Genomic DNA, 25,974 nt, shown 5'->3' with positions numbered 1-25,974 from the left:
GTGCGATCGTCGACCACCTCCGGCAACGCGTGCGGTGGGGTGTCAACCTCGCTTCGTTCCGCACGGGCCGGCTCATCTTCGTCGACACCGACCCCGACCACCCGCCGACCGCCGACGCGGTTCTCGCCCGGTACCCGCACGCGTCCGCGCTCGGCAAACTGCTGCTCGCGCCGACCAAGCCGACTGGCGCGGCGTGGTGGGCGAACTCCGCCCTTTCACCTCGCACACCATCACCGACGGCGACCGGCTCACCGCCGAACTCGCCGAGATCACGCGGACCCACCTGGCCCGCCAGTGCGGCGAACTGCACCCCGACCGCGGTTGCCTCGCCGTCCCCATCCGCGACGTCACCGACGGCACCCTGATCGCTGGCCTGGCGGTGAGCGGGCCCGCCGAGCGGGTCGCCGAAGGAAACCCGGACCTCGTCGCGCTGTTACGGGAGCACGCCGGCCAACTGGCGCCATTACTCGCCTGAACTATTTCGGCGCCATTTTTTCTTTGCCGCCCGATCCTGTTCGCGTTCCCCATCCGGTCGGTTAATGACTCACATTTCCCTTCCCCGAAAAGTGAAGTGGTCGGTGAATGACCTCCGGGCGGGCGTATATAGTGCGCTCCCACACGAGATCCTGCTCGGAATTGAGCGGACTGGGAGGAGTCGCAGTGCCAGGCAAGGAACAGTTGAAGGCCGCCATTCACGCCGCCTTCGATTCGGTGGTGGCGGACGGGCCGAGTTACACCAAGGTCTACGCCGCCGAGATCAGGCAGAAGAACTACGTCGTGTTCCGCAGGACCACCATCAGCAACTTCGCGGTGGGCTTCAGGCCGGGGCAGACCGACCTCGTCATCGTCCCGCTCGACGAGAACAAGGGCGCGGTCACCGCCGGTGCCCCGCTGACCATCACGGACGCGAACCGCGCGTCGGTGAAGAAGCGTGACCTGCAGGGCCGGTTCGTGATCAAGACCAGCGACGGCCAGACCTTCCGCCTGACCGTCATCCCGTCCGTGCCCAAGATCGCTGCCGGGTTCTACCAGCTGCCGGTCGACCAGAAGGCCGAGTACGAGGCATTCACCGCGGTGCGTGACACCCTCACCACCGCCTGACCCGCGGCCGGGGGCTGCCCGCCGTCGGATACTCGAGCGGGACGTCACCGGACGCGGCCGCCGAACAGACCGAGCGAGTAGAAAGTGGACTTGCCGAAGTCGTCGGACTTGAGTTGGTGCCGGGAATCCGGTGGCAGGGAGGTCACGATGGATCAGGGCGACGGCGAGCAGGTGCTGAGCTACCCCTTTCCCGGCCCAGCGGCGCGGCAGGAGTGCCCGGTCGCCCGCGCCGCTCGACCGTCCGAAACGGACTCCGCGGTCAGCCGGGAGGGCGGGACGGTCTCGGATTACCTGACCGTTTACCTCACCGTGCTCGAGGTGCTTCCGCGGCGGTTGCCGTCGCTGGACCTGGCCGTGGCGCCGGACGACCTCCGCCGCCGGGAGGGACTCGTCGCCGCCGGCCTCGAACGCGTGCCGGTACGGTGGTGACCGTGGCAGGCAGGACCACGCGGGTCGAACGCGGCGGCGAGACGCGTGAGCTGATCCTGTCGGCGGCCGAACGGCTGTTCGCCGAGCACGGCGTGCTGGCGGTGTCGAACCGCCAGGTGAGCGAAGCGGCGGGACAGGGCAACAACTTCGCGGTCGGCTATCACTTCGGGACCAAGGCGGAACTGGTGCGCGCGATCGTGCGCAAGCACGCCGAGCCGATGGAGGAGCTGCGCGCCCGGATGCTGGGCGAAACCGGTGACACCATCCGGTTGCGGGACTGGGTGGCGTGCCTGGTCCGCCCGTTGACCGAGCACCTGGCCGAACTGGGCAACCCCACCTGGTACGCGCGGTTCAGCGCCCAGGTGTCCACCGACCCCAGCCTCCGCGCGATCATGCTCGACGAGACGCTCACCGCGCCGACGATCCAGCAGGCGCTCGACGGGCTGAAGCGGTGCCTTCCCGCGCTGCCGGGTCAGGTCGGCGCGGAGCGCAGCGACATGGTGCGGCACGTGATCGTGCACACCTGCGCCGAACGCGAGCGCGCACTGGCGGAAGGCACGGCCACGCCCCGGCCCACTTGGGAGGACACCGCCACCGGGCTCATCGATGCCCTCACCGGGCTCTGGCTCGCGCCGGTCACGCCCCGCGACTGAAAACGGCTCGGGCGCGATCACTCCTGGGCGATCGGGATGTCGACCTGCCTGCCGGGCGCGCCCGCCTCGCAGGGCACGGTCACCTCGAGAATCCCGTTCGTGTACTTCGCGGTGACCTTGCCGGGATCGGCGCCTTCGGGCAGCTTCACCGTCCGCTGGAACGAGCCGTAGCGGAATTCGCTGCGGCCTTTTTCCTCTTTCCCGGCCTCACGTTCGGCCGCGATGGTCAGCATGCTGCCCTCGACGGTGACATGGATGCCCTTTTCCGGATCGAATCCGGGTAGTTCGGCACGGACGGTGTACTTGCCGGCCCCGGCGGATTCCTCGATCCGCACGAGGTTGTGCTCACCGAACGGCCAGGCACCCTCCAGCCACTCGGCGAGGTTCGAAAGCCCCGCCTTCCTGCTGCGGGGAAGCATCGACGACATGGCAACCTCCTCACTCACAGCGCTGTTTCAAGACAGGTGCGCGAGTGGGCAGGCCACGACGTGTGCCCGTCTCGCGTTCTGAACAGCGTTCTGGCGGCAATTCCGGATCACCAGCGGCTCGACTTCCGGCTGAACAGTTCCCATTCCCGGGACCACGCGGCCGCGCGCGACCGGTCGAGGAGGACCCGCACCGCCCGCGTCAGAACGACCACCGCGACCGCGATGCCGATCCAGGCCAGCACCGCGAAACCGGAAGCCAGCGCGACCGCCTTGACCGGGGACATCGGCGCGGTGGTGACATCGCCGTTGCGGTCCAGCCAGATCGGCACCAGGCTGCCCGCCGGCGTGGCGGACGCGACGCTGACGACGCCGGTCCGGGCGCCGCCGTCCGGCAACCCCCATTGGACGGGCGTCTGCTCGGCGGTGGTCGCCGCCGCTGGAGTGTCGTTCGCGGCGGCCGGCCCGACATCCGTCAGCGTGACGGCCATCGCCTGGTGACGCTCGGCGGCCTGCGCACGCGCCACTTCCGACTGTCGCGCGTGGACACTCGCGCCGAGCAGGATCACGAGCGGTATCGCGGCCAGGCACAGGACGACGGCGAGGATCAGCACCGCCGCCTCGATGCGATCGCACCGGCGGGCCAGGGGATTCCGGCCGGGGCGGAGCAACCGCCATTGCCGCGTCAGCCAGGTAGCCGACGGCATGGGCGTCATCGTGGCAACCTCCATTCCTTACCGACCGCGAACCCTCAGACGGCGAGCAGCCGGTTCTTCGCGCGCTGGTATTCCTCTTCGGTGATGTCGCCGTGGTTGCGCAACCCCGCCAGCTTCTCCAGCTCTGCCACCTGGCTGGTGCCCGCGGCCGGCTCGGCGGCGGCTCCCCGCACGTAGGCGCGGAACTCGCGTTCCTTCGCCTGTGCGTGCCGGAGTTCGCGTTCGCCCATGCCACGGCCGCGGGCGATGAGGTACACGAAGATGCCGAGGAACGGCAGGACACAGACGAAGATCATCCAACCCGCCTTGCCCCAGCCGCTCAGTTCGTCGTCGCGGAAGATGTCGACGATGACCCGGAACAGGAGCATCAGCCACAGGATCCAGAGAAAGAACCACAGCATGGTGAGAAACAGGTTGAGCAAGGGGTAGCTGGACACTGTGGACCTCCGATCAGTAACTGACCCTTGCCACGCTGGAGCCCGGAGCCGCCCGCCACACCACCTGAACGGGGTGACGTCAGGCCCGCTCCGGCGTACGCAGTCCGAACGCCAGCGCGATATCGGTGACGCCCTTGGCGAGCGCCACCACGCCCACCCAGAGCACCAGCAGCGCGGCCGACCGGGTTGTGGAGCCGGCCGCCCAGAAAGCCACGGCGATCTCCGCCAGCCCGACCACGAGGAACAGCCACCAGAACGCCTCGTCGGCCCGGGCGACGAATCCGGTGAGGAGGTCCGCGCAGCCCTTGAACAGCAGGAACCAGGCGACCAGGCGGGCCAGCACGAGGAACGTCGGATCCGGCCAGACCAGGGCGGCCATGCCGGCGACGAAGAACGCCCCGGCCAGGGCGAAGTGGACCCACCGCCACCGCCGGGCCGCCTGCGCGGTGACGAGCTGGCTGAACGCGGCCACGACGAGCAGCAGCCCGGCGGCGAGCGCGATCGTCCGGGCCGAGGTCAGATCGAACTGGAGGACCAGCATCGCGAACACGAGCCAGAGCACGCCGAGCACGAGCAGCACCCACCACGGCACGGTGATCTGGGTCAGCACCACCGTCCGGGCCCGCCCCGCCGTCACTGGTTCTCCATGTTGGGCAGTTGGTTGAGCGAAACGAGGGTCAGGCCGAGATTGGCCAGCAGGTGCAGGATGCCCTGCAGGTGCGCCTGGTCGACCACGCCGACATAGATGATCGTCTCCGGCGGGGCGGGCACGATCCGGATGTCGCAGTAGTCGCCGAACGCGTGCTGAGCGCGCTCCGACATCCGCCCACTCACTCGCACTTCGTACTGCGTTCGTGACACCGCGCGGCTCCTCCCTCGCGGCTACCAACCCTGAATCACCCGGCTGGGGTCTTCTTCGCCCGAACGTGGTGAAATGCGCCTTTCGCCTGGCAACCCGATGGGGGATGGAGAACAGTAAAAGGCTCACCTGCCGTCACGGGGAGTCGCGGATGGCGGAAGCACACCCGGAAGAACTACGCGAAAACGCCCGCAGGCGGGTGCCGAGGACCAAGGTCGCGGTGCCCGCCGTAGGACCGGATTTCGTCCGGCGGCCGCGATTGCTGGCCGTGCTCGATCAGGCCCGGGACGCCCCGGCGATCGTGGTGTGCGCTCCCGCCGGGTCGGGCAAAACCCTTCTGCTCGCCGGCTGGGCACGCCCGGAGACCACGGCCTGGGTCTCCCTCGACGGCGACGACAACGACGACCGGCGGTTCTGGTCGGCGATACTCGACGCCCTTTCCGGGTGCCCTTCCGTGCCGCACGACAGCCCGCTTCGCGATCAGCCCGTTCCACGGCGTCCCAGCCGGGATCCCGGCTTTCTCGCGGCGGTGTTCGGCGCGCTCGACGACCTGCCCGACGTCGTCCGGCTGGTGCTCGACGATCTGCAGGAACTCACCGAGCCAGAACCGTTGCAGGGCCTCGAGGCCCTGGTGCGGTACCGGCCCGCGGGGCTGCGGCTGGTGCTGGCAAGCCGGGAAACCTCGTCGCTTTCCCTGGCCCGCCTGCGTTCCGCCGGCCAGACCACCGAAATCCGGGCCGGGGAGCTCAAGTTCTCCCCCACGGAGGCGAGGGCCCTGCTCGCCGTTTCCGGTGTCGACCCGCGCCCCACTCAGTTGCGGCGGCTCGTCGAGCAGACCGGCGGATGGGCGGCCGGCCTCAAGCTCGCCGCGATGTCCCTGACGGACGCCGACAAGGTATTCCTCGGCGGCAGCGACCGCGAAGTCGGCAACTACCTCCTCGCCGAAGTGCTTTCGGAGCTACCCGACCAGCAGCGCGACCTGCTGTGCACGATCAGCGTGTGTGAGAAGGTCTCCGCCGGTCTCGCCCGCGCCCTGTCCGGCCGGGCCGACGCGGCCACCATGCTGGACACCCTCGAGCACGAGACGTCGCTGGTGGCCAGGTCCGGCGCCGACGGAGCGTGGTACCGGATGCAGCCGCTGGTCCGGTCGTACCTGCTCGCCGATCTCGGCAAGCAGGCCCCCGCGCGCGCGGCCGAGCTGCACGCGAAGGCGGCCCGGTGGTTCGCCGAGCGGGGCCGGCCGGTGCCGGCACTCGCACATGCCGTCCGGACCGGGGATGCCGAGCGCGTCAGCGGACCGCTGCGACGGCAGGCCGTTTCGCTCATCCTGTCCGGGGAACACGAGGTGCTCCACGAGGCGCTGGCCGTCGTCGGCGATCAGGTGGTCGCCCAGGACAGCATGCTGGCGCTGGTCTCGGCCCTGCTCTGCCTGGAGGAAGGCGAGCCGGAATTCGCCCTCCTGCACTGGGCACACGCCGACGCCGCCTGGCCGCCGCACCCGGGCGCCGAGCTCCAGCTGCTGCGCCGCCTGGTCGCCGCGCGTCAGGCCGAAATCACCGGCGATGTCGGGGACATGGTGCGGGCGACCTCCGGCCGCCTGCGTGGACAGGGTCACCGGCTCGACGCGCTGGACCGGCTGTATCGCGCGACGGCTCTGCTGACGGCCAGCGACCCGGCGGCCGCGTGGGACGAGTTGCGGGTCGCCCTCGATGCCGCACGGGATCGTGAACAGACCTATGTGGCCACCCAGATCCTCGGCATCCTGGCCGGCCTCGCCGGAACCGCCGGGGATTTCCGGCAGATGGCCGAGCTGGCCGGTCAAGCGGACCGTGCCACCATCGAACACGGCTGGGAGCGGACCGTCGCTGGTGCGACGGCGAGCGCCCTGCTCGCCTACGACGCCTTGCTGCGCGCGGAACCGGCCGAGTGCCTCCGGCACGCCCGGCGGGCGGGACGGCTGACCGACGGCGGGCAGGGCCTGACCCTGCTGGTCGGCACGGTCGCCGGCGCGGCACGGTTCGAGCTGGGCGACTGGACGGCCGGCCTCCGGCAGATCGAGCAGGCCCGCCTCGCCGGGGGCACGCGGGTGTCGGCGGATCTGGTCGCGCTCAGCGCCGTGGTGCAACATCGCGCGGCGTCCCGGCTCGGCTGGAGCCGGGTCGCGCAGCAGGCCCTGAACGAGAGCCGGCTTCGCATCCCGGACTGCGGGGAAATCCTGCTGATGCGGGCCAGAACCCAGCTCTCGCTCGGCCGGGGAGAGTCGGCCGAAAAGCTTTTGCGCCCGCTCGTCGACGGAACCGTGCCCGCGATCCTGCCGTGGACCGCGGTCGAGGCTTCCCTGCTGGAAGCCGAAACCGCGAAACTCGCGGGCAACGAAGGCCGGGCGGTTCGCGCGCTGACCAGGGCGCTCTCGGCCGCCAAGGCAGGCGGACTGCGCTACCCCCTGGTATTCGGGTCACGGGAAGTCGTCGGACTGCTTGCCACGCACCGCGGACAACTCGGCGAACTGAACACCTTCGCCGCGGAAATCCTTGCCGCTCGGCGAGGGTTCGCCGGTCCGGAGATTCCCGATCCACTGACCGAACGTGAGCGCAGCGTGCTCCGCCTGTTGCCGACGCTTCGCTCCTTCGACGAGATCGCACAGGATTTGACGGTTTCCCCGAATACCGTGAAAACCCATGTCCGTTCCATCTACGCCAAGCTTCGCGTGCAACGGCGTCGTGACGCCGTCACCGTCGCGATGGACGGCGGGCTCCTCGAAACCCCCCATCCGGATTTACACGATTGACTCGCGGCTCTCGAACAGGCCGCCATCGAGCCGCAGCGCCGTAGCGCACAACGTCACCGACACTCCCCACGAGCGCCCTGACGCCACGATCGCGGTCGCCCGCGAACTCGCCGAGGGCATCGACGCGTGCATCCCGGCCAGGCCGCACCTACCCTCGGAGTTATGGGACGGCATGCACGGATTTCATTTGCCATTCCCCATGCGAAAATCACGGTGCCGCGCGTGCCGGCCGGCTTCGTGCGCCGGACGCGGCTGAGGGCGCGGCTCGCCGAGGCCGTGCAGGCGCCGGTCACGATGCTCAGCGCGCCGGCCGGGTACGGGAAGACCCTGCTGCTCGCGGACTGGATCGCCACGACCGGCGAGTCGGACAAGGCCTGGATTTCGCTGGACAGCGGGGACAACGAGGCCGGCCGGTTCTGGTCGGAGGTCCTGGCGGCGATCGGCGAATGCGGCGTCGTGCCCAGGGACAGCCCGCTCCGGGATCTCGACCCGCCGGCGGGTCCGGACGTCGCGGGGTTCCTCGCGGACCTCATCGACGCCCTCGACGCGCTGCCGGCCCCGCTTTTCCTGATACTCGACGAGGTCCACGAGGTGACCGACGGGCAGACGCTGCACGGGATCGAGACCGTGATCCGGCACCAGCCCGCGGCGTTGCGGCTGGTGCTGTCGAGCCGCTCCGACCCGCCGTTGCCGTTCGCACGCCTGCGGGTACAAGGACGGCTCAGCGAGATGCGCGCCTGCGACCTTCGCTTTTCCGGCGAAGACGCGGCGAGGCTGCTCGAGACCGCGAACGTCCGGCTTACCGGTGAGCAACTTCGACGCCTGGTCGAGCAGACCGAAGGGTGGGCGGCCGGGCTGCGGCTGGCGGCCAGGTCACTGCGGGAAGAGCCCGACCCGGACGTGTTCCTGGCCGCCTTCGCCAGCGACGATCACGCGGTCGCCGACTACCTCGTCGGCGAGGTGCTGGCCCGCTTCCCCGGCGAGACAAGGGAATTCCTTCGCACGATCAGTGTCTGTGACGAGGTGACCCCGGTGCTGGCCGAGATGCTGTCCGGGCGGGACGACGCCGGCGCGGTGCTGGACACGCTGGAGCGGGAGAACTCGCTCGTGATGGGCGTGGGGCGCGGCCACCGCTGGTACCGCATCCATCCCCTGCTGCGCTCCTACCTCCGCGCCGACCTCGACCGGCGGCGGCCGGAGCTGTCCGCGGACCTGCACCGGATCGCGGCGGCGTGGTTCGCCGGCGAGGAGAACCCGCACCAGGCCCTCGACCACGCGGCGCGGGCCGACGAGCAGGACACGGTGGTGGACCTGCTTCGCACGCATGCCGTGGCCCTGCTACTGAACGGCGACCATCTCCTGACGCGGCACGCTCTGTCGATCGCCGGGCCTGCCGCCACCGGTGATCCCTGGCTGACACTGATCTCCGCGATCGCCCAGCTCGAGGCGGGTGACCTCGCCACCAGCGAGGCGAACCTGGCGAAGGTGACCACGACGCCCGAAACCGCGCCGCTGGGGCGACTCGTGGCCGCGACCCACGCACTGGCCGCGGGCAGGCCGGCGAGCGTCGTCGACTGGCACGACGTCGTGTCCGGACAGGACGGACCCGGTCTGGAGGCGCTGGCCCGGTTGACCGCGGGGTGGGCGCTCGTCGGTTCCCCGGACAAGGCCCGGCCCGAACTGCACGCGGCCAAACAGCTCGCTCACGACCAGGGCTTCGACTACCTCGTCATGCACACCCTTGTCGCGGAGGGCGCCGCGGCCGGGATCGCGGGCGACTACCGGGCAATGGAAATGGCGTGCACGGAGGCGGTCGCGATCGCCGAACGGCATGGCTGGCGCAGATCGCCATGGCTGGCCCCGTGCCACGTCATGCGCGGCTTCGCTCGCCTGACGCACCTCGACCCGGCCGGAGCGCTCGAAGAGGCGGCACAGGCGGCCGGCCTCGCGGGCCGGTCTCCGGACCCGAGGCTGCTCTTCCTCATCGGCCTGCTGCAGGGCACGGCGCGCTTCGACACCGGTCACCAGTCCGCCGGGCTCCGGCGCGTCCAACGGGCCCGGCGGGAGCTCGCCGACGCGGACCTGCTTCCGGAGCTGGTCGGCGGCGCCGCGCTCATCGAGTACCGGTGTGCGCTGCTGCTGCGGCAGCACGCCTCCGCCAGGGACGTTCGCGTCTGGGCACGGCAACGCGGAGGGGCCACGGCGGAGTCGTCACTGATGACGGCCTGGAGCTGGTTCGCCCGTGGTGACATCGAACCGGCCGACCGTCTGGTCGAAGGTGTGCTGAACGGTGGCCTGCCGACGCTGACCCCGGCGACCCGGATCGAGGGCTGCCTGCTCAAGAGCGCACTGTCCCTCCGCTCGGGCCGGCGAACCCGGGCGCTGGGCGCGCTGGACGACGCGGTGCGGCTCGCCGAGCCGGCCGAGCTGATCCGGCCGTTCCACCAGGCCGACGCCGCGGTGCGGCAGTTGCTCGCCGGCCAGACCGGCGGCTTCGGCGCGGCGGACGCCTTCGCCGCGAAGGTCCGCCTTGCTCTGTCCAAGGTGGATGGTGACGGCGGTAATGGTGTGCTGACGGAACGGGAACACGTCGTGCTGGCCCGGTTGCCGTCACAACGGTCCCTCGACGAAGTCGCTTCGGAGCTTTCGGTATCGGTGAACACGATCAAGACCCACGTGCGGGCGATCTACGCCAAACTCGGCGTGAACAACCGGCGCGAGGCGGTCGCCGCGGCCCGGGAACGTGGCCTGACCTGAGCAGCCCTGCTTGATACCACCCGCCGCGGGTGAGCTTTTGCGGCCGCACGGGCCGCAGTCTGAGCCCATGACGGAAAGCATGTCCAAACGGCGGAGTATGCCGGAAACCGCGGGATATCTCGCGCAATTGCCCGGGAGCGTCATCGGCCTGGGCATCATCACGATTCTGGCGGGCGTGGCCATCCTGGTGTGGCCGGGTGCCACGGTGGGCGCGATCGGCCTGGTCTTCGGGATATTCCTGCTCATCAACGGCGTTTTCAGGCTGGTCTCCGCGCTGGCCTCGGACGAGCGGAGCGGCGGGAGCCGGGCGCTGGTCGCCCTGCTCGGCGTGGTGTCGATCCTGGTGGGTGTCCTTGTCCTGCGCCACCCGTTCCAGACGCTGGCGATCATGACGTTGCTGCTCGGCCTGTACTGGGTCATCAGCGGACTGCTGGAGACGATCCACGCCGTCGGCTCCCCCGGACTGTCCGGTCGTGGCTGGGCCGTCGCGGCCGGGCTGATCAGCCTGGCTGCCGGAATCGTCGTGCTGGTCTACCCGGCGGTCAGCCTGGTGGTCCTGGTCTGGCTGCTCGGCGTGCAACTGGTGATCGGCGGAGCGTTCGTGGTGGCCTTGGGCATCCAGATCCGCCGTGAACTGCGCTCGGCCGCTCCCTCGGTGCCACAGCGGCGTGCCCCTTCCGAGCCGCGACAGGCCGCCGCGGATCGTCACCAAACAGGACAATCGTCGTCTGGGTGAGGTCCGGGAGAAAGCCATGAAACACCAGGCAGATCCCCTCGCCCACGCACACCAGTCCGCGCGGGCATGGCTGAGCACGATCGGGCAGCACCTGGGCACCGAAGACCGTAACTTCACCTTCCGCGTCGTGAAGGCCTGGCTGCAACTCGTGCGGGATCGGCTCACCGTCGACAACGCCGTCCACCTGGCGGCCCAGCTGCCGGAGTTGCTACGTGGCGTCTACTACGAGGGGTGGGTCCCGAGCCGGGTGCCGCTTCGCTACGGGGCCGAAGAGTTCGCCCGCTCGTTCGCCCACGCGGCCAACATCAGCTCCAGCGACGTGCCGAGAGTGGCCCGGGCGGTCTCCGAGGGCCTGAACACGCTGTTCTCCCCGGGCCAGCTCGACCACGTGCTCACCCTGATGCCCACGGGCCTTCGCGCCGAGCTCCACGGCGAAGTGCCCGCTGCTGCTTCTGCACCCGCTGGTACCCCTACGCCGCCTGATTCCTCAGCGCCCGCCGCGTCCTCTGCGCTCGCCGCGTCCTCTGCGCTCGCGGCGTCCGGTGCCGAGCAGCATCGGCTCAACACGCTGGAGGACACGGTGGTCGGGCTGGCCGAAGCCGTGTCGACGCTGGCCCGGGCACTGGAGGAACTGCCGACCACCGAACCGTCCGGAGACCGGATGGCGAAGGCGGCCCAGGCTGTCCACCGGATCTTGACAGCGCAGGACACGCCTCGGGGGTAGGTGTTCCCCGGCTTGGCGTTTGCCGACGAGACGAACATGCGGTTGCGCGCGCCCGGGAAGGTAATTGAATTCTGGCCGGGGTGACGGTACAGCGGATCCGCACGGTCTGGGTTTGGGTCGGCGGCCGCCGACGCTGTCGCGGTCAGTGCGCTGATCGCGTGGTGGACGATCAAGCAGGACCAGATGTCCTGGTGCACCAAGTCCGGCAGCCGGGAACGCAGGATCGTTCCCGGGCCGGGAAGGTGGGTGTTGAACTGGTTGCTTCCGGTTTCTTCCTCCTACCGCTGGTGGTAACCGGCGGCCGGTTCGTCGGCGCGGGCGTCGGCGGGGTCGAGGATGGTGGACAGCAGGACGATCAGTTCGCCGGTCCCGTTGCCGTCCCGGTCGGGCAGGTCGTACTCGATCACCCGGGCCAGGTGGACGACCGGCAGGCCACGCTCGTCGAACGCGTCCGGGACCGCGTTGATGTCGGCCAGGTCGGCCCCGTCGCGGGCGGCGGCCGGTAGCCGTTCCCGCCCGTCTCCCGCGGATTGTCGATGTGATCAACACGGTGAGGTAGGTCCCGTCCGGCAACACCGTGATCACGGGGAGATGGATCTGGGTCGGGGCCCGCCACAGCAACGCCACGCCGGTCGCCGCGGCGGCATCCCATGCCTGTCAGGAGTAGAAGTTCCGGTCCGCGGTGAGCAACTCATCGGCGCGCAGCCGGGGATACAACCGGTTGGCCAGGGTTTTCTCCCCGACACGGTAGGCGTCGATCTCGGCCGCGACGAAGGCGTGGGTACCGCACTCGGCCAACGCCTTCATAGTCACTCGACTTTTGCGGTTGTGCGGCGGCTTGTGCCCAGGCGTGCCGGACTTCTGTGATTTCTTGGGTTGTGGCTGGTCGGGGGTGGTGGGCATAAATCTGGCGGCGGTGATCTGGCGTCGGAGCTTGGTGAGCATGTCGAGGGTGGAGGGTTCGGTCTTGGACCGGAACCACGGTGCCGAAGCGCGGCGCTGGGCCGCGTCGTCGTGATCGTGGCCGTGCAGGGCGTACCAGGTGATGAGGATGCTGTGGCAGAACAGGCTGAACGGGACGGTGCGTTCCACGGCTTTCGGACACGGTTGCGTGCTTGCCCGGCGCCGAGGATGTGTTTGACATCAAAGAACATCATCTCGATGGACCAACGGGCCGCGTAGCGGGCGATGATCTTCGCCGCGCCTTGACACGAGTGGCCATTTCGGACCTCGGAGGTAAGGCACACGAAACAGCGCATACGGCTGTGACCACCTGGCGCGCACGCCGTGCGTGACAGCACCGCCCCCGCCTTGCGACTTCGCGTGAAGCGGTCCCCGTCGATTGTGGCGGAATCACGAAGACAGCGGTCAAGGCCACGGCCACCCTGGGGAGCACACAACATGGCTGGAGACTCCGGGGAGGGTTCGTGTCCTATCCGGGGCTGGTGACCGCGGCCCTGGCCGTAATGTTCGTCCTGCTCTTCGCGCCCACGGCGGCGTTCGCGGCCACGGGCGACGCGTACCTGACGATCGTCAGCGGTGGTTCCGTACTGCGGGCGGCCCGTTCGGCGTCCGGCGCGTGGACCGGGTTCAGCCGGATTCCCGGCGTGCCTGGTCAGGCCCGCAGCGTCGACGAAGTAATGGTCGGCGGGCAACGGAATCTGATGGTTCTCACCTCGTCCGGGCTCTACCACTCGGTGTTGACGAGTAACGGGTGGGGACCGTTCAGTGACATCGTCGGCCGCGGCGCCGGGCAGCCCGACATCGATTTCACCATCGGCGGCGGGGGTGTCGGCGGCCGGGTCTCCGCCGCGAACGCCGGCGGCGTGCTGCACGTCGTGCTCACCGGGATCGGCCAGGCCACGCACACCTACCGCGACGCCAACGGTGGGTGGGCGCGGTTCAACCAGGGTGCGCTCCGCCAGCGGCGCGGCCACATCCGCAACGCCGACGCCACCGGACTGCCCAACGGGCAACTGTATGTCGCGGTCAGCTCGCTCGGCAAACCCGGCACGCCGTACCACGCGGTCCGCTTCCCCGACGGGACATGGTCCAACCTCGCCGGCGTTCCCGCTCCGGCAGGGTTGACCATGGGCGTCTCCTTCGTCTCCACCGCCGCGCTCAAAGACCAGGTCCATGTGGTGGTGACCGTGGCCGGCACGGCGCGGGTGTACGACGCGATCCGGTACGCGGACGGAACCTGGACCGGCCTCACCGACATCACCGGCCAGACCGGCCCCTGCGGCGGCGGCCCGATCGCGGCCTCCGGCGACGGCACCGGGCAGCTCCACATCGTGATCACCGGATATCCCAACAACTTCGGGCTGCTGCACTCGGTACGCCTGACCAGCGGGCGCTGGACCGCACTGAGCAACGTCAAAAGCGTCGCGGGCGAGCTGGGCCCCGCGGAATGGGTGGGCCTCAGCGCGGAACAAGCCTGATCAGCGCTTGCGCGCGACGCCGGCCAGCACGGCCGACCGCTCGGGGTTCTCGCCCACCGGGCCATCCGGACGCCATTCCGCCGTGAACACCACACCGGGCTCCCATGAGGTCCAGACCAGTCAGATCACCAGAAGTTCCTTCCTCCCGCGCGGATGCATGGGGAAGCTGGATGTGTTGAGAACGTCCACACCACGGCACAGCCGTTCGTCCTGTTGCTCGGCGGTGATCGTGCACAGCGCCAGATAGCTCCCGGGCGGGATGCTTTCCCGGTACTCGGCGACGAGTTTCGCGGGTTCGCACTCGTCCGGAATGAATTGCAGCAGCGAACCGAAATCACCATGACCGGCTCGCCGAAGTCGATGAGCTCCAGGGTGACCGGATGCGTGAGCACCGTCAGCGGCCGCTTGAGCGGGGCCGCACGCCGGGCTCGAGGCGGCGCGCTGGCTGTGGCTCGCCCCGCTGGACGAGTCCGACGCGGCCGGCCTGCTGGCCGCCATCGCGGGTCCGAACGGGTGCTCGCTGACTGGAGGCTGCCACCGAACTGGTCACGCTGTGCGGCAACCTGCCGCTGGCCGTGCGATCGCGGGCAACCGGCTGGCGCCCCGCCCGCATTGGTCGATCGTTTACCTCGCCGCGCAGTTGCGCGACGAGAGCACCAGGCTCAGTTCGCTGTCCGCGGGCGATCTCCAGGTGCGCTCGGCGTTCGAAATGTCCTACCGCCGCCTCTCGCCGGCGGCCGGCTGGTGTTCCGCAGGCTCACGGCACTGCCCGGCACCGATTTCGGCGCCTCGATGACGCCGTGGCCATCGCGATGACCGAGCAGGACGTGCACGGCTACCTCGACGCACTCGCGGACGCGAACCTGGTCCAGGCCACCGGCACGCCGGGGCGCTTCCAGTTCCACGACCTGATCCGGATCTTCGCCGCGAAGCGGTGGGAGGCCGAGAAAACCCGGAAGAGCGGGCACGGCTGTCCGCCATGGTGCTCGATCACCTGATCGGCACGGCGACCGCCGCCGGCATGTTCTACTCCGACACGCTGGGCCAGGGCACGATCGGCAACGTCCTCGGCGCGATCCTCCGGATCCGGGGAGAGCACGCCGAATCCCTTGCCGTGCACCAGGCCCGTGCCCGCCGACGCCACGAGGTATCGCGACAAGGCGAACATCGAGGCGCGCCGGTTCTTCATCTCCGCCACGCTGACATCGATCGCGCATGTCCAGCTGGGGCTGAAGGACTGGCGAGCGGCGGCCAGGGACCTTCCGCGAAGCAAGGACGCTGCTCCGGGAAGGCGGTTTCCGGCTGGAGGAAGCGGAGTCCGCGCTCCAGGAAGGCATGGCCTTGCGCGAAGCCGGGGCGTATGCCGAGGCCCGCGAATGCCTGTGGCTCGCGCTCTCGATCTTCACCGGCGTGACCGCCAACGCACAGCGGGAGCGCGCTCTCGCCGAACTCGCCGGCTGCCCGCGGAGTGAACTATGCCCGCTCCCCCGCCCAGATCCCCCGGACGTGACCGATGTGCCGGCGCATGAGCCGCTCGGCGCCGTCGGCGTCACGGGCCTCGACAAGGTCGAGCAGTTCGGCGTGTTCGCGAGAGGACGGAACGAGCTGGTCGCGTTCCGCGAGAGCCTTGAGCCCGTAGATCCGCGAGCGCGCGCGCAGGGACCGGACGACCTCGACGAGATGCTCGTTGCCCGCGAGGCCGAGCAGTGTGAGGTGGAACTGCAGGTCGATGGTGACGTGCGCGATGAGGTCGTGCCGGCGGGCGGCGTCCTCGATGCCGGCGGCGAGCGGGCGGAGGCGGGAGATGTCCGCTCCCCGCACCCCCGCTTCCGCGATCCGCCGCACCGTGGGCACCTCGATGAGCGTGCGCAGCTCGGTGAGACCGTCCAGGTCGTGCTCGGACAGCTCGGTGATCCGGAACCCCTTGTTGCGGACGGTAACCACCAGGCCTTCCTTCGCCAGGTCGAGCATGGCCTCGCGAACCGGGGTCGCGGACACCCCGAACTGCTCGGCCAGGCTCGGCGCGGAATAGACCACGCCGGGCCGCAGCTCACCCGAAATGACCGCGCCGCGAAGGGTTTCGATGATTTCCTCGCGCATGTTGCGGCGCTCGCCCAACGAGGACAGCATGCGCGCCGCTGTATCCTGCGGGACACCCGCACCCGACCGGCCCCCATAAACAGGCTGCGCATTGTCGCTCATGCGGGCCTCCACATCCTGCGGGACACCCGCACCCGACCGGCCCCCATAAACAGGCTGCGCATTGTCGCTCATGCCGGCCTCCTACAGTTCGAATCCGGCGGGGAAAGGATCGTCCGGATCGTGGAAGTACTGCGCGGTGCCGGTGATCCAGGCGCGCCCGGTGATCGTCGGGGTCACCGTGCCGAGGTCGCCCAAGGTTCCTTCCCCGACCAGCCGTCCCGTGAAATGCGTGCCGATGAACGATTCGTTGTCGAAGTCGGTGTTCAGCGGCAGCTCGCCCCGCGCGTGCAGTTGCGCCATGCGCGCGCTGGTGCCGGTTCCGCACGGGGACCGGTCGAACCAGCCGGGATGGATCACCATCGCGTGCCGGGAATGCCGGGCGTTCGAGCCGGGTGCGGCGAGATAGACGTGGTGGCATCCGGCGATTTCGGGATTCGCCGGATGCACCGGGGCGTCCTGGTCGTTGATCGCGGCCATGATGGCCAGCCCGGCGTCGAGCAGTCGTTGTTTCTCCGCGCGCTCGAACGGGATGCCGAGCTTGTCCAGTTCCACGATGGCATAGAAGTTGCCGCCGAACGCCATGTCGTAGCGCACCTCGCCCCACGGCCCGACCCGGACCGTCCGGTCCAGCCCGAGGACGAACGAGGAGACGTTGCGGATCGTCACCGCACGGGCCACCCCGTCGCGGACCTGAACCTCGGCGACGATTAGCCCGGCCGGGGTGTCCAGCCGGATCGTGGTGACCGGCTCGGTGACCTCCACCATGCCGGTTTCGACCAGAACCGTGGCCACCCCGATGGTGCCGTGACCGCACATCGGCAGGCAGCCCGACACCTCGATGAACAGCACGCCGTAGTCGGCGTCGGGACGGGTGGGTGGCTGCAGGACGGCACCGCTCATCGCCGAATGCCCGCGGGGCTCGTACATCAGGAGGCCACGGATATGGTCGAGGTGCGCCAGGAAATACCGCCGCCGGTCGAACATCGTGGCGCCGGGAATCGTCCCGATGCCGCCGGTGATCACCCGCGTCGGCATTCCCTCGGTGTGCGAATCGACGGCGTGGAAAACCCGGTTGCTGCGCATCAGGCCAGCCCCTCGGCAGGGGCTGGCCCCCAGGCGGGGTCTGGGGGTTGCACGCCCAGAGAGCACAGCTTTTCCATCGCCTCGCGCACGGCGGCCTCCTGCTCCGGGGTGAGCGGAACGCGCGGCGGGCGGCAGGGACCGCCGTAGCGGCCGGCGATGTCCATACTGAGCTTGATCGCCTGCACGAATTCGGTTTTGGCGTCCCAGCGCAACAGCGGGTGCAGCACGCGGTACAGCGGCAGCGCGGCGTTCAGGTCACCGGCTCGCGCCGCCTCCCACAGCTTGACCGAAGCTCGCGGCACCGCGTTCGGGTACCCGGCGATCCAGCCCGGCGAACCGGCGATGGCCAGCTCCAGCACGACGTCGTCACTCCCGCACAGCACGTCCAGTTCCGGGGCCAGCTCGATGGTCCGGTAACTGCGCCGAACGTCGCCGGAGAACTCCTTCACGCCGACGATCAGGCCTTCCCCGTGCAACTCGGCCAGGAGTTCGGGCACCAGATCGACCTTGGTGTCGAAGGGGTTGTTGTAGGCCACCACCGGCAGTCCGACCTTCGCCACGCGGCGGTAGTGGTCCACCACCGAGCGCCGGTCGGCCCGGTAGGCGTTGGGCGGCAGCAACATCACCGCGCCGGCGCCGGCCTCGGCGGCCTGCTCGGCCCAGCGCACCGACTCGTCCGCGCCGTAGGCGGCGACCCCGGGCATCACGCTGAACCCGTCCGGAGCCGCTTCGATGGCCGTGGTGACCACCCGGGCGCGCTCCTGCGGCGTGAGCGTCTGGTACTCGCCGAGCGATCCGTTCGGCACCACGCCGTCGCAGCCGTTGGCGGCCAGCCACGCGACATGCCCGGCATAACCTTCGTAGTCCACGGCCAGCTTTTCGGATCCACTGGTCTTCCGGAGCGGCAGAGCCGTCGCCACCAGTACGCCGTGCCACGGTTTGGTGCTCATTCTTCCTCCATTGTGTCAGCCAGCGCGCCCAAGGTCAGCGGTTGCGCGATCGGGCGTTTCGCGATCCCGCAAAGGTCGTCGGCGGTCACCGCCCGCCCGGCGTGGCGGGCGACCAGGCCGCTGGTCGCGAAGCCGCACACCCTTCCCTGGCACAGCCCCATTCCCGGCCGCGCGTAGAGTTTGACCGAACGGGCGTCGATCGCGCCGAGATCCCGGACGGCGTAGATGATCTCCCCCGCCGCCACTTCCTCGCAGCGGCAGACCGTCGTCTCACTGTCCATCCAGGACGTCCATTGAGGACCGAGCGGGAACGCCTGGTGCATCGCGGCGGCGAAGGCCCGTTGCGCGTCTCGGCGTCTGGTCAGGTGCCGAAGCCGTTGCCGAGGTATGGTCGCGTGCGCGGCATACAGACCGGCGATCTCCCCCTCGGTGACCGACAGGGCCGCGCCGCCGACACCGCACGCTTCGCCCGCGACGAAGACGCCCTCGACGGTGCCGCGCTGGCGATCGTCCACAATGGTCACCAGGCTGCCGTCGGCGTCGAGCCGCGTGGCGCAACCCAGTTGCAGGGGTATCTCGACCTGGGGCGTGAACCCGTAGCCGACCGCGACGGCGTCGCAGGCCAGGTCTCGCGAGGTTCCCGGCACGACACGCCACGCCGAGTCGAGCTTGGCCACGGTGACACCGGCGACGGCGCCATCACCGTGAGCGGCCACGACCGTCGCCCTGGTCAGATAAGGCACCCGGTGGCGCAGCAGCGTGCGGAAATACCGTGCTCCCTCCCGCACCTTGGCGACGTTGCGGGCGACCGCGAACGGATGCCGCGCGAAATTCAGCGGCGACCCGGCCTCGAAGACGCCGACCACGTCGGCACCCGCGGTCAGCAGCCCAGCGGCCACCGCCGGCAGGAACGGTCCGGTGCCTGCCACCGCGATCCGCTTGCCCGCCAGCACGCCGTGCCCCTTGAGCAGGGCCTGTACCCCACCGGCGGTGAACACCCCCGGCAGCGTCCAGCCCGGGAACGGGAGCTGGCGGTCGTAGGCACCGGTCGCGACCACCACCGTCCGGCTTTCGACGACACGGTTCGCCTCGCCGTCGGTGGTGTGTGTGGCGAAACCGTCCGAGGTCCGCTCGACATGCCAGATCGAGTGCCCGGCGAAATGGTCGGTTCCGCCGGTTTCCAGGGCGGCCCGGAAGCGCTGGAACCGCGCCCAGTCATGCTGCCCCCTGCCCGCGTCTCCGGGACGGTGCCGCCAGTACTGGCCGCCGGCGCGCGCCCCGGCGTCGACCAGCGCCACCCGGGCCCCAGCGGACGCCGCGGCGACCGAGGCGGCCAGCCCGGCGGGCCCGGCACCGAGGACGGCGACGTCGTAGTCAGCAGGCGAGGTCGGCACGGCCGGCTCCATCCTGGGTCTCGACCCGGTCGCCTTCGGTGACCTCGATCAGGCACGCGCGGCGGTTCGGGCGGCCGTTGACGGTGACCAGGCAGTCGAAACACACCCCGATTCCGCAGAAGACGCCCCTGGGCGCGCCGGTCCGCGTTCGGCGCCAGGTCCGTCGGCCGTGCGCGATGAGGGCCGCCGCGATGCTTTGACCGGGCTCGGCGCTGACAACGTGCCCGTCGAAGGTGAACTCGAAGCTCATGCTGTGTCCTCCGCGTCCTCCGCATCCTCCGCGTCCTCCGCGTCCTCCGCGACTTTGCGCGCGACCGCGATCGCGTCGACAAGACGCTCCTTACGACGCCAGATCACCCGGCTCGAAAAGATGCCCTGCTTCCTCGACAGCGGAAAGACGCGCACGCGGTGCTCGACTTGGCGGCCGCGGGTCGACACGGACAGCGTCATGCGTTGTCCTCCGCGAAACGGCCCGGGCGGAACGGCGCGAGGTCCAGCGCGGCCGGTTCGCCCGTGATCAGCTGGGCGATCAGCTGCCCGGTCCCGGTCGACAGCCCGATCCCGGCGCCCTCGTGGCCGGTGGCGTGGATCAGCCCCGGGGCGCGCGGATCCGCGCCGATCACCGGCAGGTGGTCCGGGCAGTACGGGCGGAATCCCAGGTAGCTGCGCAACAACGCCACTCCGGCGAGAAACGGGAAGAGGCCGATGGCGCCCGCGGCGAGCTTCCGCAGCACCTTCAGGGAAACCGAGCGGTCGAAGCCGGCCCGTTCGCGGCTGGCGCCGATCAGCACCGTGCCCGCCCGCGTGCCCTCGACCACCACCGACGTCTGAAGGCCCGCATCATCGCTGACCACGTTCGCCAGGTACTCGGCGGTGTAGACCTTGTGCCGGACCACCCGCGGCAGTGGTTCGGTGACCAGGACGAACCCGCGCCGTGGCAGGACCGGGACGGATGCCCCGGCGAGTTCGGCGACCTGCCCGCTCCAGGTCCCGGCGGCGTTGACGACCCAGCCGGCACCGAGGACACCCGAACTGGTCCGCACGCCGGTGATCTTCCCGCCGCGGTCGCGCACGAAACCGGTCACCTCGGTGCCGGTCATCACGGTCGCGTGGGCATGTCGCAGCAGCCGTGCCGCGGCGAGCGCGGGCTGGACCTGGCTGTCCTGGGGATAGAACGCTCCCCCGGCCACCGCCCGGGTCAGATTGGGCTCGAGTTCGAACAACTCGTCCGGCGACACGTCGACCGCGTCCACACCGGACGCCCGCTGGTCCGCGGTCAACGCCACGAGACCGGCCGCGGCCTCGGCGGAGGTGGCAACGACGACCCCGCCCTTGCGCTGGTACTCCACGGTTTCCGGGTTTAGGTCCCGCGCCAGCTCGTGCCAGAGCCGGTTCGACAGCGCGGCCAGTTCCAGCTCGGGCCCCGGAACCTTGTCCGAGAGCAGGATGTTCCCTTCACCGGCGGCCGTGGTTCCCGCGCCGGGAGCGCCCCGGTCGACAACGGTGACGCGAAGCCCCGCGGCCGAGCAGTAGTAGGCGCACGCGGCACCCACCATCCCCGCCCCGACGATCACGACATCGGATCCACCCACGGCAGTAGTATGTCACATTGCACAAGCACTCGCGCGACGCGAGCGGGCAACTCGCGGGGGCGGCAGCAGCGACATCGACGCCGCGGATTCCGTGGCGATCCAGAAGGCACCGATCGCCATGAGCAGGAAACCAGCGCCCAGCCGCGGGTTGTAGTCGGGGATCACGCGCGCCGTGAACGGCGCGAGCACGAGGGTGAACCCGTTCAGCAGCACGAAGGCGAGCGCGGACTGCGACGGCGTGAACTCCTGGATCGCCGCGAGCCGGCTGCTCGTGGCGTACGCGCTGCCGAGACAGGCGAACACGAACATCACCGCCGACCCGCCGGCCATCGCCACGCTTGCCCGCACGTCGATGATGACCGGCCGGTTGCGCGTGCCCGAACTGAACATCACACCGTCGCCGACCAGCTCATCCCGGTCGAGCAGGAAAACCGGTACGCCCAGCGGTTTTCACCACTGGAAACGCGCCTTTGCCGCGCCAGGCCCACATCCAGGGCACCGGGCGCCGCGCTTCCAGCCGTCGGAAACCATCGCCGCCCCCGCACGCACTCGAATCCCGGATCGCGACCGGTCGGTGGGGCGACCTCGCTGAACCGGAGCGACTCAATGCCGCCGCCGGGACGGGACGCCATGTGCGGTTCTTCCCGCCGTCGCTGATCCGCGGCCGACCCGGATCGTCCTCAAGAGACAGCTGTTCTTCACGCGAACCCCAGCTGAACCGGACCGCCCCGGCCGACGTGATTCTGCTTGCGAGGAGAAGGTCACCGGCCGGGAGGTTCCTCAGTTGGGTTCAGCGGGAAGAAAGATGGCCGTGGCCACTTTCCTAGCCGTCGCGGGCGTGCTCGCGGCGGTCATGATGGTGACCGCGGCCGTGGTCATCGGGGGTACCGGCTCCCCCGCGCCGGTCGCGGCCCGGAACGCGGCCGACCTCGTCCTACCCGCTCCGCCACCGGCGACTCCGCCGAGCCAGAAAGCGCTTACCGCCCCGCCGAGGGTCAGCCGGGCCGTGCCCCAGCCGAGTACGACAGGCCGGACCCGGGACGAGCGCGCGCCCGCCACGACGGCACCACGTGCGGATCTGGTCGTGGGCAGCACGGAGCAACGCCAGGGCAGGCACATCGCGCTGACCTTCGACGACGGGCCCGACCCCGTGTGGACGCCGAAAGTGCTCGCGCTGCTGGCGCAGTACCACGCGAAGGCCACGTTCTGCCTGATCGGCCGCAACGCGCTGGCCTACCCCCAACTCGTCCGCCAGATCGTCGCGGCCGGGCACGCGTTGTGCGACCACACGATGAACCACGACGAAGGCCTGTCCAAGCGGTCACCCCGGATGCGCCAAACCGAGATCGCGAACGGCCTGCGCGCGATCCTGGCCACGGCGCCCGGAGCGCAGGTCCGCTACTTCCGCGCGCCCGGTGGCGCGTTTTCCAAGCCGGATTTCCCGGATTCCCTGCAGCGCATCGCGGCCGGTCTCGGCATGCAACCACTCGCCTGGTCCATCGACGCCCGGGACTGGAAGCGGCCGGGCGTATCATCCATTGTGGACTCGATCGAGGACGCGGGCGACCACGACGTGGTGTTGCTGCACGACGGCGGCGGCGCGCGCGGGCAGACCGTGGCCGCGCTGGGCATCGTGCTGCCCTGGCTTGCCGCACACGGCTACGAGTCCGACTTCCCGGCCTGACTCCGCGGCGGGGTGGTGCTCGATCGCAGCACCAGTTCGGTCGGTACGCGCACCGCGGTCGCGTCGGCCGTCCCGGTGGTGATCTCGTCCAGCAGCGCCTCGACGGCACGGCGGCCGACCTCCCCGAACGACTGCCGCACCGTGGTCAGCGGCGGCCAGAAGAACCGCGACTCCGCCATGTCGTCGAAGCCGACCACGCTGACGTCGCCCGGCACAGAGCGGCCGCGCTCGTGCAGGGCACGCAGCAGGCCCAGTGCCATCTGGTCGTTGGCGGTGAACACCGCCGTCACCGCCGGGTCGTCGCACAGCCGCTGAGCCAGGCGATAGCCGGACTCGGCGGACCAGTCCCCGGTCAGCGCGTCCGGGATCGGGCGGCCGTGCCGGGCGAGCGTCGCCTGCCAGGACTTCCGCCGCCGCTCGGCAGCGTAGGAGTGCGGCGGCCCGGCGATGTGCCAGACCGTTTCGTGGCCGAGTGCCAGCAAGTGCTCGGTCGCGAGCACCGCGCCTTCGGCCTGGTCGGTGTCGACACTCGGGTAGTCCGACCGCGGGTTGGCGTCGATCACGACGACCGGCAATCCCGCGGGCAACTCGATTTCGCTCTCGTCGAGCTCGCGCTCGTGGATCAGCACCAGGACGCCGTCCACGGCCTGCTCGTCGAGCCGGCTGAACGCTCCGGTGACCTCGCGCTGGGTCGGATGGACGACCGGCCTCAGCGTGATCGAGTAGCCGCGGGCCACCGCCGCCGAGGCGATCGCTTCCAGGGTGCGGCTGCCGCCGAACGTCGACAGGGTCGACATGATCACGCCGATACTGCGGAACCGCCCGTTGCGCAGGGCGCGGGCGGCACTGTTGGGCCGGTAGCCGACGCGGCGCATCGCGTCCAGGACCCGCTGCCGGGTCTCCTGATCGACGTTGTCCCTGCCGTTGGCCACCCGCGAAACGGTCTGCCCGGATACGCCGGCTTCCCGCGCGACGTCCGCCATCGACGGACCGCGCCGGCCTCGCGACAGTTGCTGGCTCACCGGCACTCCCCCCGTTGTGGACATGTTGACGTCAACACGTTACTCTTCCCGGCGTCAATGTTGACGTCAACATGGAACTTGCGGCTTACCTGATGGCCGCAACGAGCAGCGGAGAGACAATGACGTCCACGACGGCCGCAGCGCCGGCGGGCCCGGTCAGCGCCCCACGCAGCCGGCGTGCCGGATCGCCACGCCGCAGCCGGGACCGGCGCGGCTGGCTTTTCGTCGCCCCGTTCCTGATCGTGTTCGCGCTGACCTTCCTCGCGCCGGTCGCCTACGCGTTCGGGCTGAGCCTGTTCCGTGACCAGGCTTTCTTCGGCGGCACCACGTTCGTCGGGCTCGACAACTACGCGGAAGTCCTGGCGGACGCGAAGTTCTGGGAATCCTTCCTGCGGGTGCTGGTCTTCCTGCTGGTCCAGGTGCCGGTGATGCTGCTGCTCGCGCTCATCTCCGCGCTGGCCATCGACAGCGCGCGCCTGCACGCCTCGGGCTTCTTCCGCATCGTGGTCTTCCTGCCGTACGCGATCCCGGCCGTGGTGGCGGCGCTGATGTGGGGCTTCCTCTACGGCGACAACTTCGGTCTCGCCGCCGACCTCAACCACCTGGTCGGCCACGACATCGTGCACCCGCTGTCCGGCAACTGGGTCCTCACGTCCATCGGCAACGTGGTCACCTGGGAGTTCACCGGCTACAACATGCTGATCTTCTACTCGGCCCTGCGGGTCATCCCGGGCGAACTGTTCGAGGCCGCGGCGATCGACGGCGCCGGCGCGTTCCGCACGATCTTCGCCATCAAGCTGCCGGCCCTGCGCGGGGCGCTCGTGATCGCCACGATCTTCTCGATCATCGGCAGCTTCCAGCTGTTCAACGAGCCCAGCATCCTGCAGACGCTCGCGCCGAACGCGATCAGCTCCTTCTACACGCCGAACATGTACGCCTACAACCTCTCCTTCAACGGCCAGCAGTACAACTACTCCGCCACCGTCGCGATCGTCATGGGCGTCATCACCGCGATCATCGCCTACGCCGTGCAGCTGCGGGCCTCACGGAAGGAAATGCAGTGAGCTTCTCGAGGCCAGGGAGCTTTTCGAAGCCACGGAAGTCGCGGGTGCTCACCGCGGTCATGGCGCTGTATCTGGTCTACACCCTGATACCGCTGCTGTGGCTGGTCATCAGCGCCACCAAGACGCAACCCGATTTGCTCAGCACGGCGGGACTGGCGACCGGTCACTCGTTTTCGCTGCTGTCCAACATCGGCGACACGCTGACCTACAACAACGGGATCTACCTGCGCTGGCTGGGCAACACGGTGCTGTACGTCGTGGTCGGCGCGGGCGGCGCCACCCTGCTGGCGACCGCGGGCGGGTACGGGCTGGCGAAGTACCGGTTCACCGGGCGCCGCGCGGTCTTCGCGGTCGTGCTCGGCGCGATCGCGATCCCGGGCACCGCGCTGGCCGTGCCGACCTTCCTGCTGTTCTCCAAGCTGGGGCTGGCCAACACGCCGTGGGCGATCATCCTGCCCTCGCTGATCAGCCCGTTCGGCCTGTACCTGATCTGGGTCTACGCCACGGATTCGGTGCCCGACGAACTGCTCGAGGCGGCCAGGATCGACGGGGCGGGCGAGCTGCGGATCTTCACCACGGTGACGCTGCGGCTGCTCGCCCCCGGCATCGTCACGGTGGCCCTGTTCGCCGTCGTGGCGACCTGGAACAACTACTTCCTCCCGCTGATCATGCTCAACGACCCCGGCTGGTACCCGCTGACCGTCGGCCTGAAGTCCTGGAACCAGCAGGCGATCGGCCCCAGCGCCCATCCGGTCTACAACCTGGTCGTCACCGGGTCACTGCTCATGATCCTCCCGCTCATCGCGGCCTTCCTTTTCCTGCAACGGTTCTGGCAGTCCGGGCTGAGCGCGGGCAGCGTCAAGCAGTAGGCGGCCACCCCTCGTCACCCCCCTTGAACGGACGCGCGTCGCGCGGAA

Annotated in this window: 30 protein-coding genes; 13 read left to right on the top strand and 17 right to left on the bottom strand. The window is 69.8% G+C overall.

Features of this window, described 5'->3' with window-relative positions:
- The first annotated feature begins 193 nt into the window (after positions 1-193).
- The 4 genes from VJT49_RS32000 to VJT49_RS31985 all read left to right on the top strand — a co-directional run bounded on the left by VJT49_RS32000 (position 194) and on the right by VJT49_RS31985 (position 2,183).
- Complete coding sequence (locus tag VJT49_RS32000; RefSeq protein ID WP_324168712.1) at positions 194-475, top strand: IclR family transcriptional regulator domain-containing protein; 282 nt, start codon at positions 194-196, stop codon at positions 473-475.
- A gap of 185 nt (positions 476-660) precedes the next feature.
- Positions 661-1,101 (top strand): hypothetical protein, encoded by a 441-nt coding sequence (locus VJT49_RS31995; protein WP_324168711.1) that lies wholly within the window; start codon positions 661-663, stop codon positions 1,099-1,101.
- A gap of 147 nt (positions 1,102-1,248) precedes the next feature.
- A complete protein-coding gene (locus VJT49_RS31990) occupies positions 1,249-1,530 on the top strand; it encodes a hypothetical protein (protein WP_324168710.1) in 282 nt (93 codons plus the stop codon).
- A gap of 2 nt (positions 1,531-1,532) precedes the next feature.
- Positions 1,533-2,183 (top strand): TetR family transcriptional regulator, encoded by a 651-nt coding sequence (locus tag VJT49_RS31985; RefSeq protein WP_324168709.1) that lies wholly within the window; start codon positions 1,533-1,535, stop codon positions 2,181-2,183.
- A gap of 17 nt (positions 2,184-2,200) precedes the next feature.
- Here VJT49_RS31985 and VJT49_RS31980 read toward each other — a convergent pair whose 3' ends face one another.
- From VJT49_RS31980 to VJT49_RS31960, 5 genes are all read right to left on the bottom strand, one after another.
- On the bottom strand, positions 2,201-2,611 hold the full coding sequence (locus VJT49_RS31980; protein ID WP_324168708.1) for an Hsp20/alpha crystallin family protein: 411 nt from the start codon (positions 2,609-2,611) through the stop codon (positions 2,201-2,203).
- Between the two features lie 107 nt (positions 2,612-2,718).
- Positions 2,719-3,315 (bottom strand): hypothetical protein, encoded by a 597-nt coding sequence (locus tag VJT49_RS31975; protein WP_324168707.1) that lies wholly within the window; start codon positions 3,313-3,315, stop codon positions 2,719-2,721.
- Positions 3,316-3,359: 44 nt separating this feature from the next.
- Positions 3,360-3,761, bottom strand: a complete 402-nt coding sequence (locus VJT49_RS31970) for an SHOCT domain-containing protein (protein ID WP_324168706.1) — start codon at positions 3,759-3,761, stop codon at positions 3,360-3,362.
- Positions 3,762-3,840: 79 nt separating this feature from the next.
- Positions 3,841-4,398, bottom strand: coding sequence for an HdeD family acid-resistance protein (locus VJT49_RS31965; RefSeq protein WP_324168705.1), 558 nt, complete (start codon positions 4,396-4,398; stop codon positions 3,841-3,843).
- Positions 4,395-4,622: a hypothetical protein gene (locus VJT49_RS31960; protein WP_324168704.1), complete on the bottom strand. Its 228-nt coding sequence runs from the start codon at positions 4,620-4,622 to the stop codon at positions 4,395-4,397. Before VJT49_RS31960 ends, VJT49_RS31965 begins: the two co-directional genes overlap by 4 nt.
- Before the next feature lie 149 nt (positions 4,623-4,771).
- On the opposite strand from VJT49_RS31960, the gene VJT49_RS31955 reads away from it, so the two are divergent.
- The 4 genes from VJT49_RS31955 (at position 4,772) to VJT49_RS31940 (ending at position 11,625) form a co-directional block, all read left to right on the top strand.
- On the top strand, positions 4,772-7,408 hold the full coding sequence (locus tag VJT49_RS31955) for a LuxR C-terminal-related transcriptional regulator (protein ID WP_324168703.1): 2,637 nt from the start codon (positions 4,772-4,774) through the stop codon (positions 7,406-7,408).
- 222 nt (positions 7,409-7,630) lie between these two features.
- Positions 7,631-10,165: a LuxR C-terminal-related transcriptional regulator gene (locus tag VJT49_RS31950; RefSeq protein ID WP_324168702.1), complete on the top strand. Its 2,535-nt coding sequence runs from the start codon at positions 7,631-7,633 to the stop codon at positions 10,163-10,165.
- Positions 10,166-10,232: 67 nt separating this feature from the next.
- Positions 10,233-10,901, top strand: a complete 669-nt coding sequence (locus VJT49_RS31945) for an HdeD family acid-resistance protein (RefSeq protein ID WP_324168701.1) — start codon at positions 10,233-10,235, stop codon at positions 10,899-10,901.
- 16 nt (positions 10,902-10,917) lie between these two features.
- On the top strand, positions 10,918-11,625 hold the full coding sequence (locus VJT49_RS31940) for a DUF2267 domain-containing protein (protein WP_324168700.1): 708 nt from the start codon (positions 10,918-10,920) through the stop codon (positions 11,623-11,625).
- Positions 11,626-11,903: 278 nt separating this feature from the next.
- On the opposite strand, the gene VJT49_RS31935 is transcribed toward VJT49_RS31940, so the two are convergent.
- Together VJT49_RS31935 and VJT49_RS31930 are read right to left on the bottom strand one after the other, a co-directional pair.
- A complete protein-coding gene (locus VJT49_RS31935; RefSeq protein WP_324168699.1) occupies positions 11,904-12,032 on the bottom strand; it encodes a hypothetical protein in 129 nt (42 codons plus the stop codon).
- Positions 12,033-12,282: 250 nt separating this feature from the next.
- A complete protein-coding gene (locus VJT49_RS31930) occupies positions 12,283-12,717 on the bottom strand; it encodes a hypothetical protein (RefSeq protein ID WP_324168698.1) in 435 nt (144 codons plus the stop codon).
- A 335-nt stretch (positions 12,718-13,052) separates the two neighbouring features.
- Between VJT49_RS31930 and VJT49_RS31925 the strand changes: the two genes are divergently transcribed.
- The gene (locus tag VJT49_RS31925; RefSeq protein WP_324168697.1) at positions 13,053-14,066 is read left to right on the top strand and encodes a hypothetical protein; all 1,014 of its coding nucleotides are present in this window, start codon (positions 13,053-13,055) and stop codon (positions 14,064-14,066) included.
- A 120-nt stretch (positions 14,067-14,186) separates the two neighbouring features.
- Here the strand turns inward: VJT49_RS31925 and VJT49_RS35535 are convergent, their stop codons facing one another.
- Positions 14,187-14,564 carry an SAM-dependent methyltransferase gene (locus tag VJT49_RS35535; protein ID WP_414636131.1) on the bottom strand — a complete coding sequence of 126 codons (378 nt, stop codon included), beginning with the start codon at positions 14,562-14,564 and terminating at the stop codon, positions 14,187-14,189.
- Between the two features lie 302 nt (positions 14,565-14,866).
- On the opposite strand from VJT49_RS35535, the gene VJT49_RS31920 reads away from it, so the two are divergent.
- Positions 14,867-15,064, top strand: coding sequence for a hypothetical protein (locus VJT49_RS31920; RefSeq protein WP_324168696.1), 198 nt, complete (start codon positions 14,867-14,869; stop codon positions 15,062-15,064).
- Positions 15,065-15,539: 475 nt separating this feature from the next.
- On the opposite strand, the gene VJT49_RS31915 is transcribed toward VJT49_RS31920, so the two are convergent.
- The 8 genes from VJT49_RS31915 to VJT49_RS31880 are packed head-to-tail and all read right to left on the bottom strand — an operon-like array spanning position 15,540 to position 21,677.
- A complete protein-coding gene (locus tag VJT49_RS31915) occupies positions 15,540-16,340 on the bottom strand; it encodes a GntR family transcriptional regulator (RefSeq protein WP_324168695.1) in 801 nt (266 codons plus the stop codon).
- 9 nt (positions 16,341-16,349) lie between these two features.
- On the bottom strand, positions 16,350-17,351 hold the full coding sequence (locus tag VJT49_RS31910; protein WP_324168694.1) for a proline racemase family protein: 1,002 nt from the start codon (positions 17,349-17,351) through the stop codon (positions 16,350-16,352).
- Entirely contained in the window at positions 17,351-18,301 is a 951-nt protein-coding gene (locus tag VJT49_RS31905; protein WP_324168693.1) for a dihydrodipicolinate synthase family protein, read from the bottom strand. The genes VJT49_RS31910 and VJT49_RS31905 overlap by 1 nt, the downstream gene beginning before the upstream one ends.
- Positions 18,298-19,695 (bottom strand): FAD-dependent oxidoreductase, encoded by a 1,398-nt coding sequence (locus VJT49_RS31900; protein ID WP_324168692.1) that lies wholly within the window; start codon positions 19,693-19,695, stop codon positions 18,298-18,300. The genes VJT49_RS31905 and VJT49_RS31900 overlap by 4 nt, the downstream gene beginning before the upstream one ends.
- Complete coding sequence (locus tag VJT49_RS31895; RefSeq protein ID WP_324168691.1) at positions 19,676-19,945, bottom strand: (2Fe-2S)-binding protein; 270 nt, start codon at positions 19,943-19,945, stop codon at positions 19,676-19,678. Before VJT49_RS31895 ends, VJT49_RS31900 begins: the two co-directional genes overlap by 20 nt.
- Entirely contained in the window at positions 19,942-20,145 is a 204-nt protein-coding gene (locus VJT49_RS31890; protein ID WP_324168690.1) for a hypothetical protein, read from the bottom strand. The genes VJT49_RS31895 and VJT49_RS31890 overlap by 4 nt, the downstream gene beginning before the upstream one ends.
- Positions 20,142-21,287 carry an NAD(P)/FAD-dependent oxidoreductase gene (locus VJT49_RS31885; protein ID WP_324168689.1) on the bottom strand — a complete coding sequence of 382 codons (1,146 nt, stop codon included), beginning with the start codon at positions 21,285-21,287 and terminating at the stop codon, positions 20,142-20,144. The genes VJT49_RS31890 and VJT49_RS31885 overlap by 4 nt, the downstream gene beginning before the upstream one ends.
- 12 nt (positions 21,288-21,299) lie before the next feature.
- Positions 21,300-21,677, bottom strand: coding sequence for a hypothetical protein (locus VJT49_RS31880; RefSeq protein WP_324168688.1), 378 nt, complete (start codon positions 21,675-21,677; stop codon positions 21,300-21,302).
- A 421-nt stretch (positions 21,678-22,098) separates the two neighbouring features.
- Here VJT49_RS31880 and VJT49_RS31875 point away from each other — a divergent pair, with 421 nt between their 5' ends.
- Positions 22,099-22,971 carry a polysaccharide deacetylase family protein gene (locus VJT49_RS31875; RefSeq protein WP_324168687.1) on the top strand — a complete coding sequence of 291 codons (873 nt, stop codon included), beginning with the start codon at positions 22,099-22,101 and terminating at the stop codon, positions 22,969-22,971.
- Here the strand turns inward: VJT49_RS31875 and VJT49_RS31870 are convergent.
- Positions 22,947-23,954, bottom strand: coding sequence for a LacI family DNA-binding transcriptional regulator (locus VJT49_RS31870; RefSeq protein WP_324168715.1), 1,008 nt, complete (start codon positions 23,952-23,954; stop codon positions 22,947-22,949). The two genes, VJT49_RS31875 and VJT49_RS31870, sit on opposite strands and share 25 nt — an antisense overlap.
- 158 nt (positions 23,955-24,112) lie before the next feature.
- On the opposite strand from VJT49_RS31870, the gene VJT49_RS31865 reads away from it, so the two are divergent.
- The gene (locus VJT49_RS31865) at positions 24,113-25,057 is read left to right on the top strand and encodes a sugar ABC transporter permease (RefSeq protein WP_324168686.1); all 945 of its coding nucleotides are present in this window, start codon (positions 24,113-24,115) and stop codon (positions 25,055-25,057) included.
- A 59-nt stretch (positions 25,058-25,116) separates the two neighbouring features.
- The gene (locus VJT49_RS31860; RefSeq protein ID WP_324168714.1) at positions 25,117-25,926 is read left to right on the top strand and encodes a carbohydrate ABC transporter permease; all 810 of its coding nucleotides are present in this window, start codon (positions 25,117-25,119) and stop codon (positions 25,924-25,926) included.
- Positions 25,927-25,974: the final 48 nt, after the last annotated feature.

Origin of the sequence: Amycolatopsis sp. (genome assembly GCF_035276945.1) — a bacterium.
GTDB lineage: Bacteria > Actinomycetota > Actinomycetes > Mycobacteriales > Pseudonocardiaceae > Amycolatopsis_E.
The sequence above is the reverse complement of the archived record's forward strand: the minus strand, read 5'-3'. Positions and strand labels throughout refer to the sequence as shown.

Bases quoted from the DNA above. Each gene is read 5' to 3' on its own strand.
- VJT49_RS31990 (WP_324168710.1), top strand. From the start codon at position 1,249: ATGGATCAGGGCGACGGCGAGCAGGTGCTGAGCTACCCCTTTCCCGGC.
- VJT49_RS31980 (WP_324168708.1), bottom strand. From the start codon at position 2,611: ATGTCGTCGATGCTTCCCCGCAGCAGGAAGGCGGGGCTTTCGAACCTC.
- VJT49_RS31975 (WP_324168707.1), bottom strand. From the start codon at position 3,315: ATGCCGTCGGCTACCTGGCTGACGCGGCAATGGCGGTTGCTCCGCCCC.
- VJT49_RS31955 (WP_324168703.1), top strand. From the start codon at position 4,772: ATGGCGGAAGCACACCCGGAAGAACTACGCGAAAACGCCCGCAGGCGG.
- VJT49_RS31945 (WP_324168701.1), top strand. From the start codon at position 10,233: ATGACGGAAAGCATGTCCAAACGGCGGAGTATGCCGGAAACCGCGGGA.
- VJT49_RS31940 (WP_324168700.1), top strand. From the start codon at position 10,918: ATGAAACACCAGGCAGATCCCCTCGCCCACGCACACCAGTCCGCGCGG.
- VJT49_RS35535 (WP_414636131.1), bottom strand. From the start codon at position 14,564: ATGGCGGCCAGCAGGCCGGCCGCGTCGGACTCGTCCAGCGGGGCGAGC.
- VJT49_RS31915 (WP_324168695.1), bottom strand. From the start codon at position 16,340: ATGAGCGACAATGCGCAGCCTGTTTATGGGGGCCGGTCGGGTGCGGGT.
- VJT49_RS31910 (WP_324168694.1), bottom strand. From the start codon at position 17,351: ATGCGCAGCAACCGGGTTTTCCACGCCGTCGATTCGCACACCGAGGGA.
- VJT49_RS31905 (WP_324168693.1), bottom strand. From the start codon at position 18,301: ATGAGCACCAAACCGTGGCACGGCGTACTGGTGGCGACGGCTCTGCCG.
- VJT49_RS31895 (WP_324168691.1), bottom strand. From the start codon at position 19,945: ATGAGCTTCGAGTTCACCTTCGACGGGCACGTTGTCAGCGCCGAGCCC.
- VJT49_RS31890 (WP_324168690.1), bottom strand. From the start codon at position 20,145: ATGACGCTGTCCGTGTCGACCCGCGGCCGCCAAGTCGAGCACCGCGTG.
- VJT49_RS31880 (WP_324168688.1), bottom strand. From the start codon at position 21,677: ATGTTCAGTTCGGGCACGCGCAACCGGCCGGTCATCATCGACGTGCGG.
- VJT49_RS31870 (WP_324168715.1), bottom strand. From the start codon at position 23,954: ATGGCGGACGTCGCGCGGGAAGCCGGCGTATCCGGGCAGACCGTTTCG.
- VJT49_RS31865 (WP_324168686.1), top strand. From the start codon at position 24,113: ATGACGTCCACGACGGCCGCAGCGCCGGCGGGCCCGGTCAGCGCCCCA.
- VJT49_RS31860 (WP_324168714.1), top strand. From the start codon at position 25,117: ATGGCGCTGTATCTGGTCTACACCCTGATACCGCTGCTGTGGCTGGTC.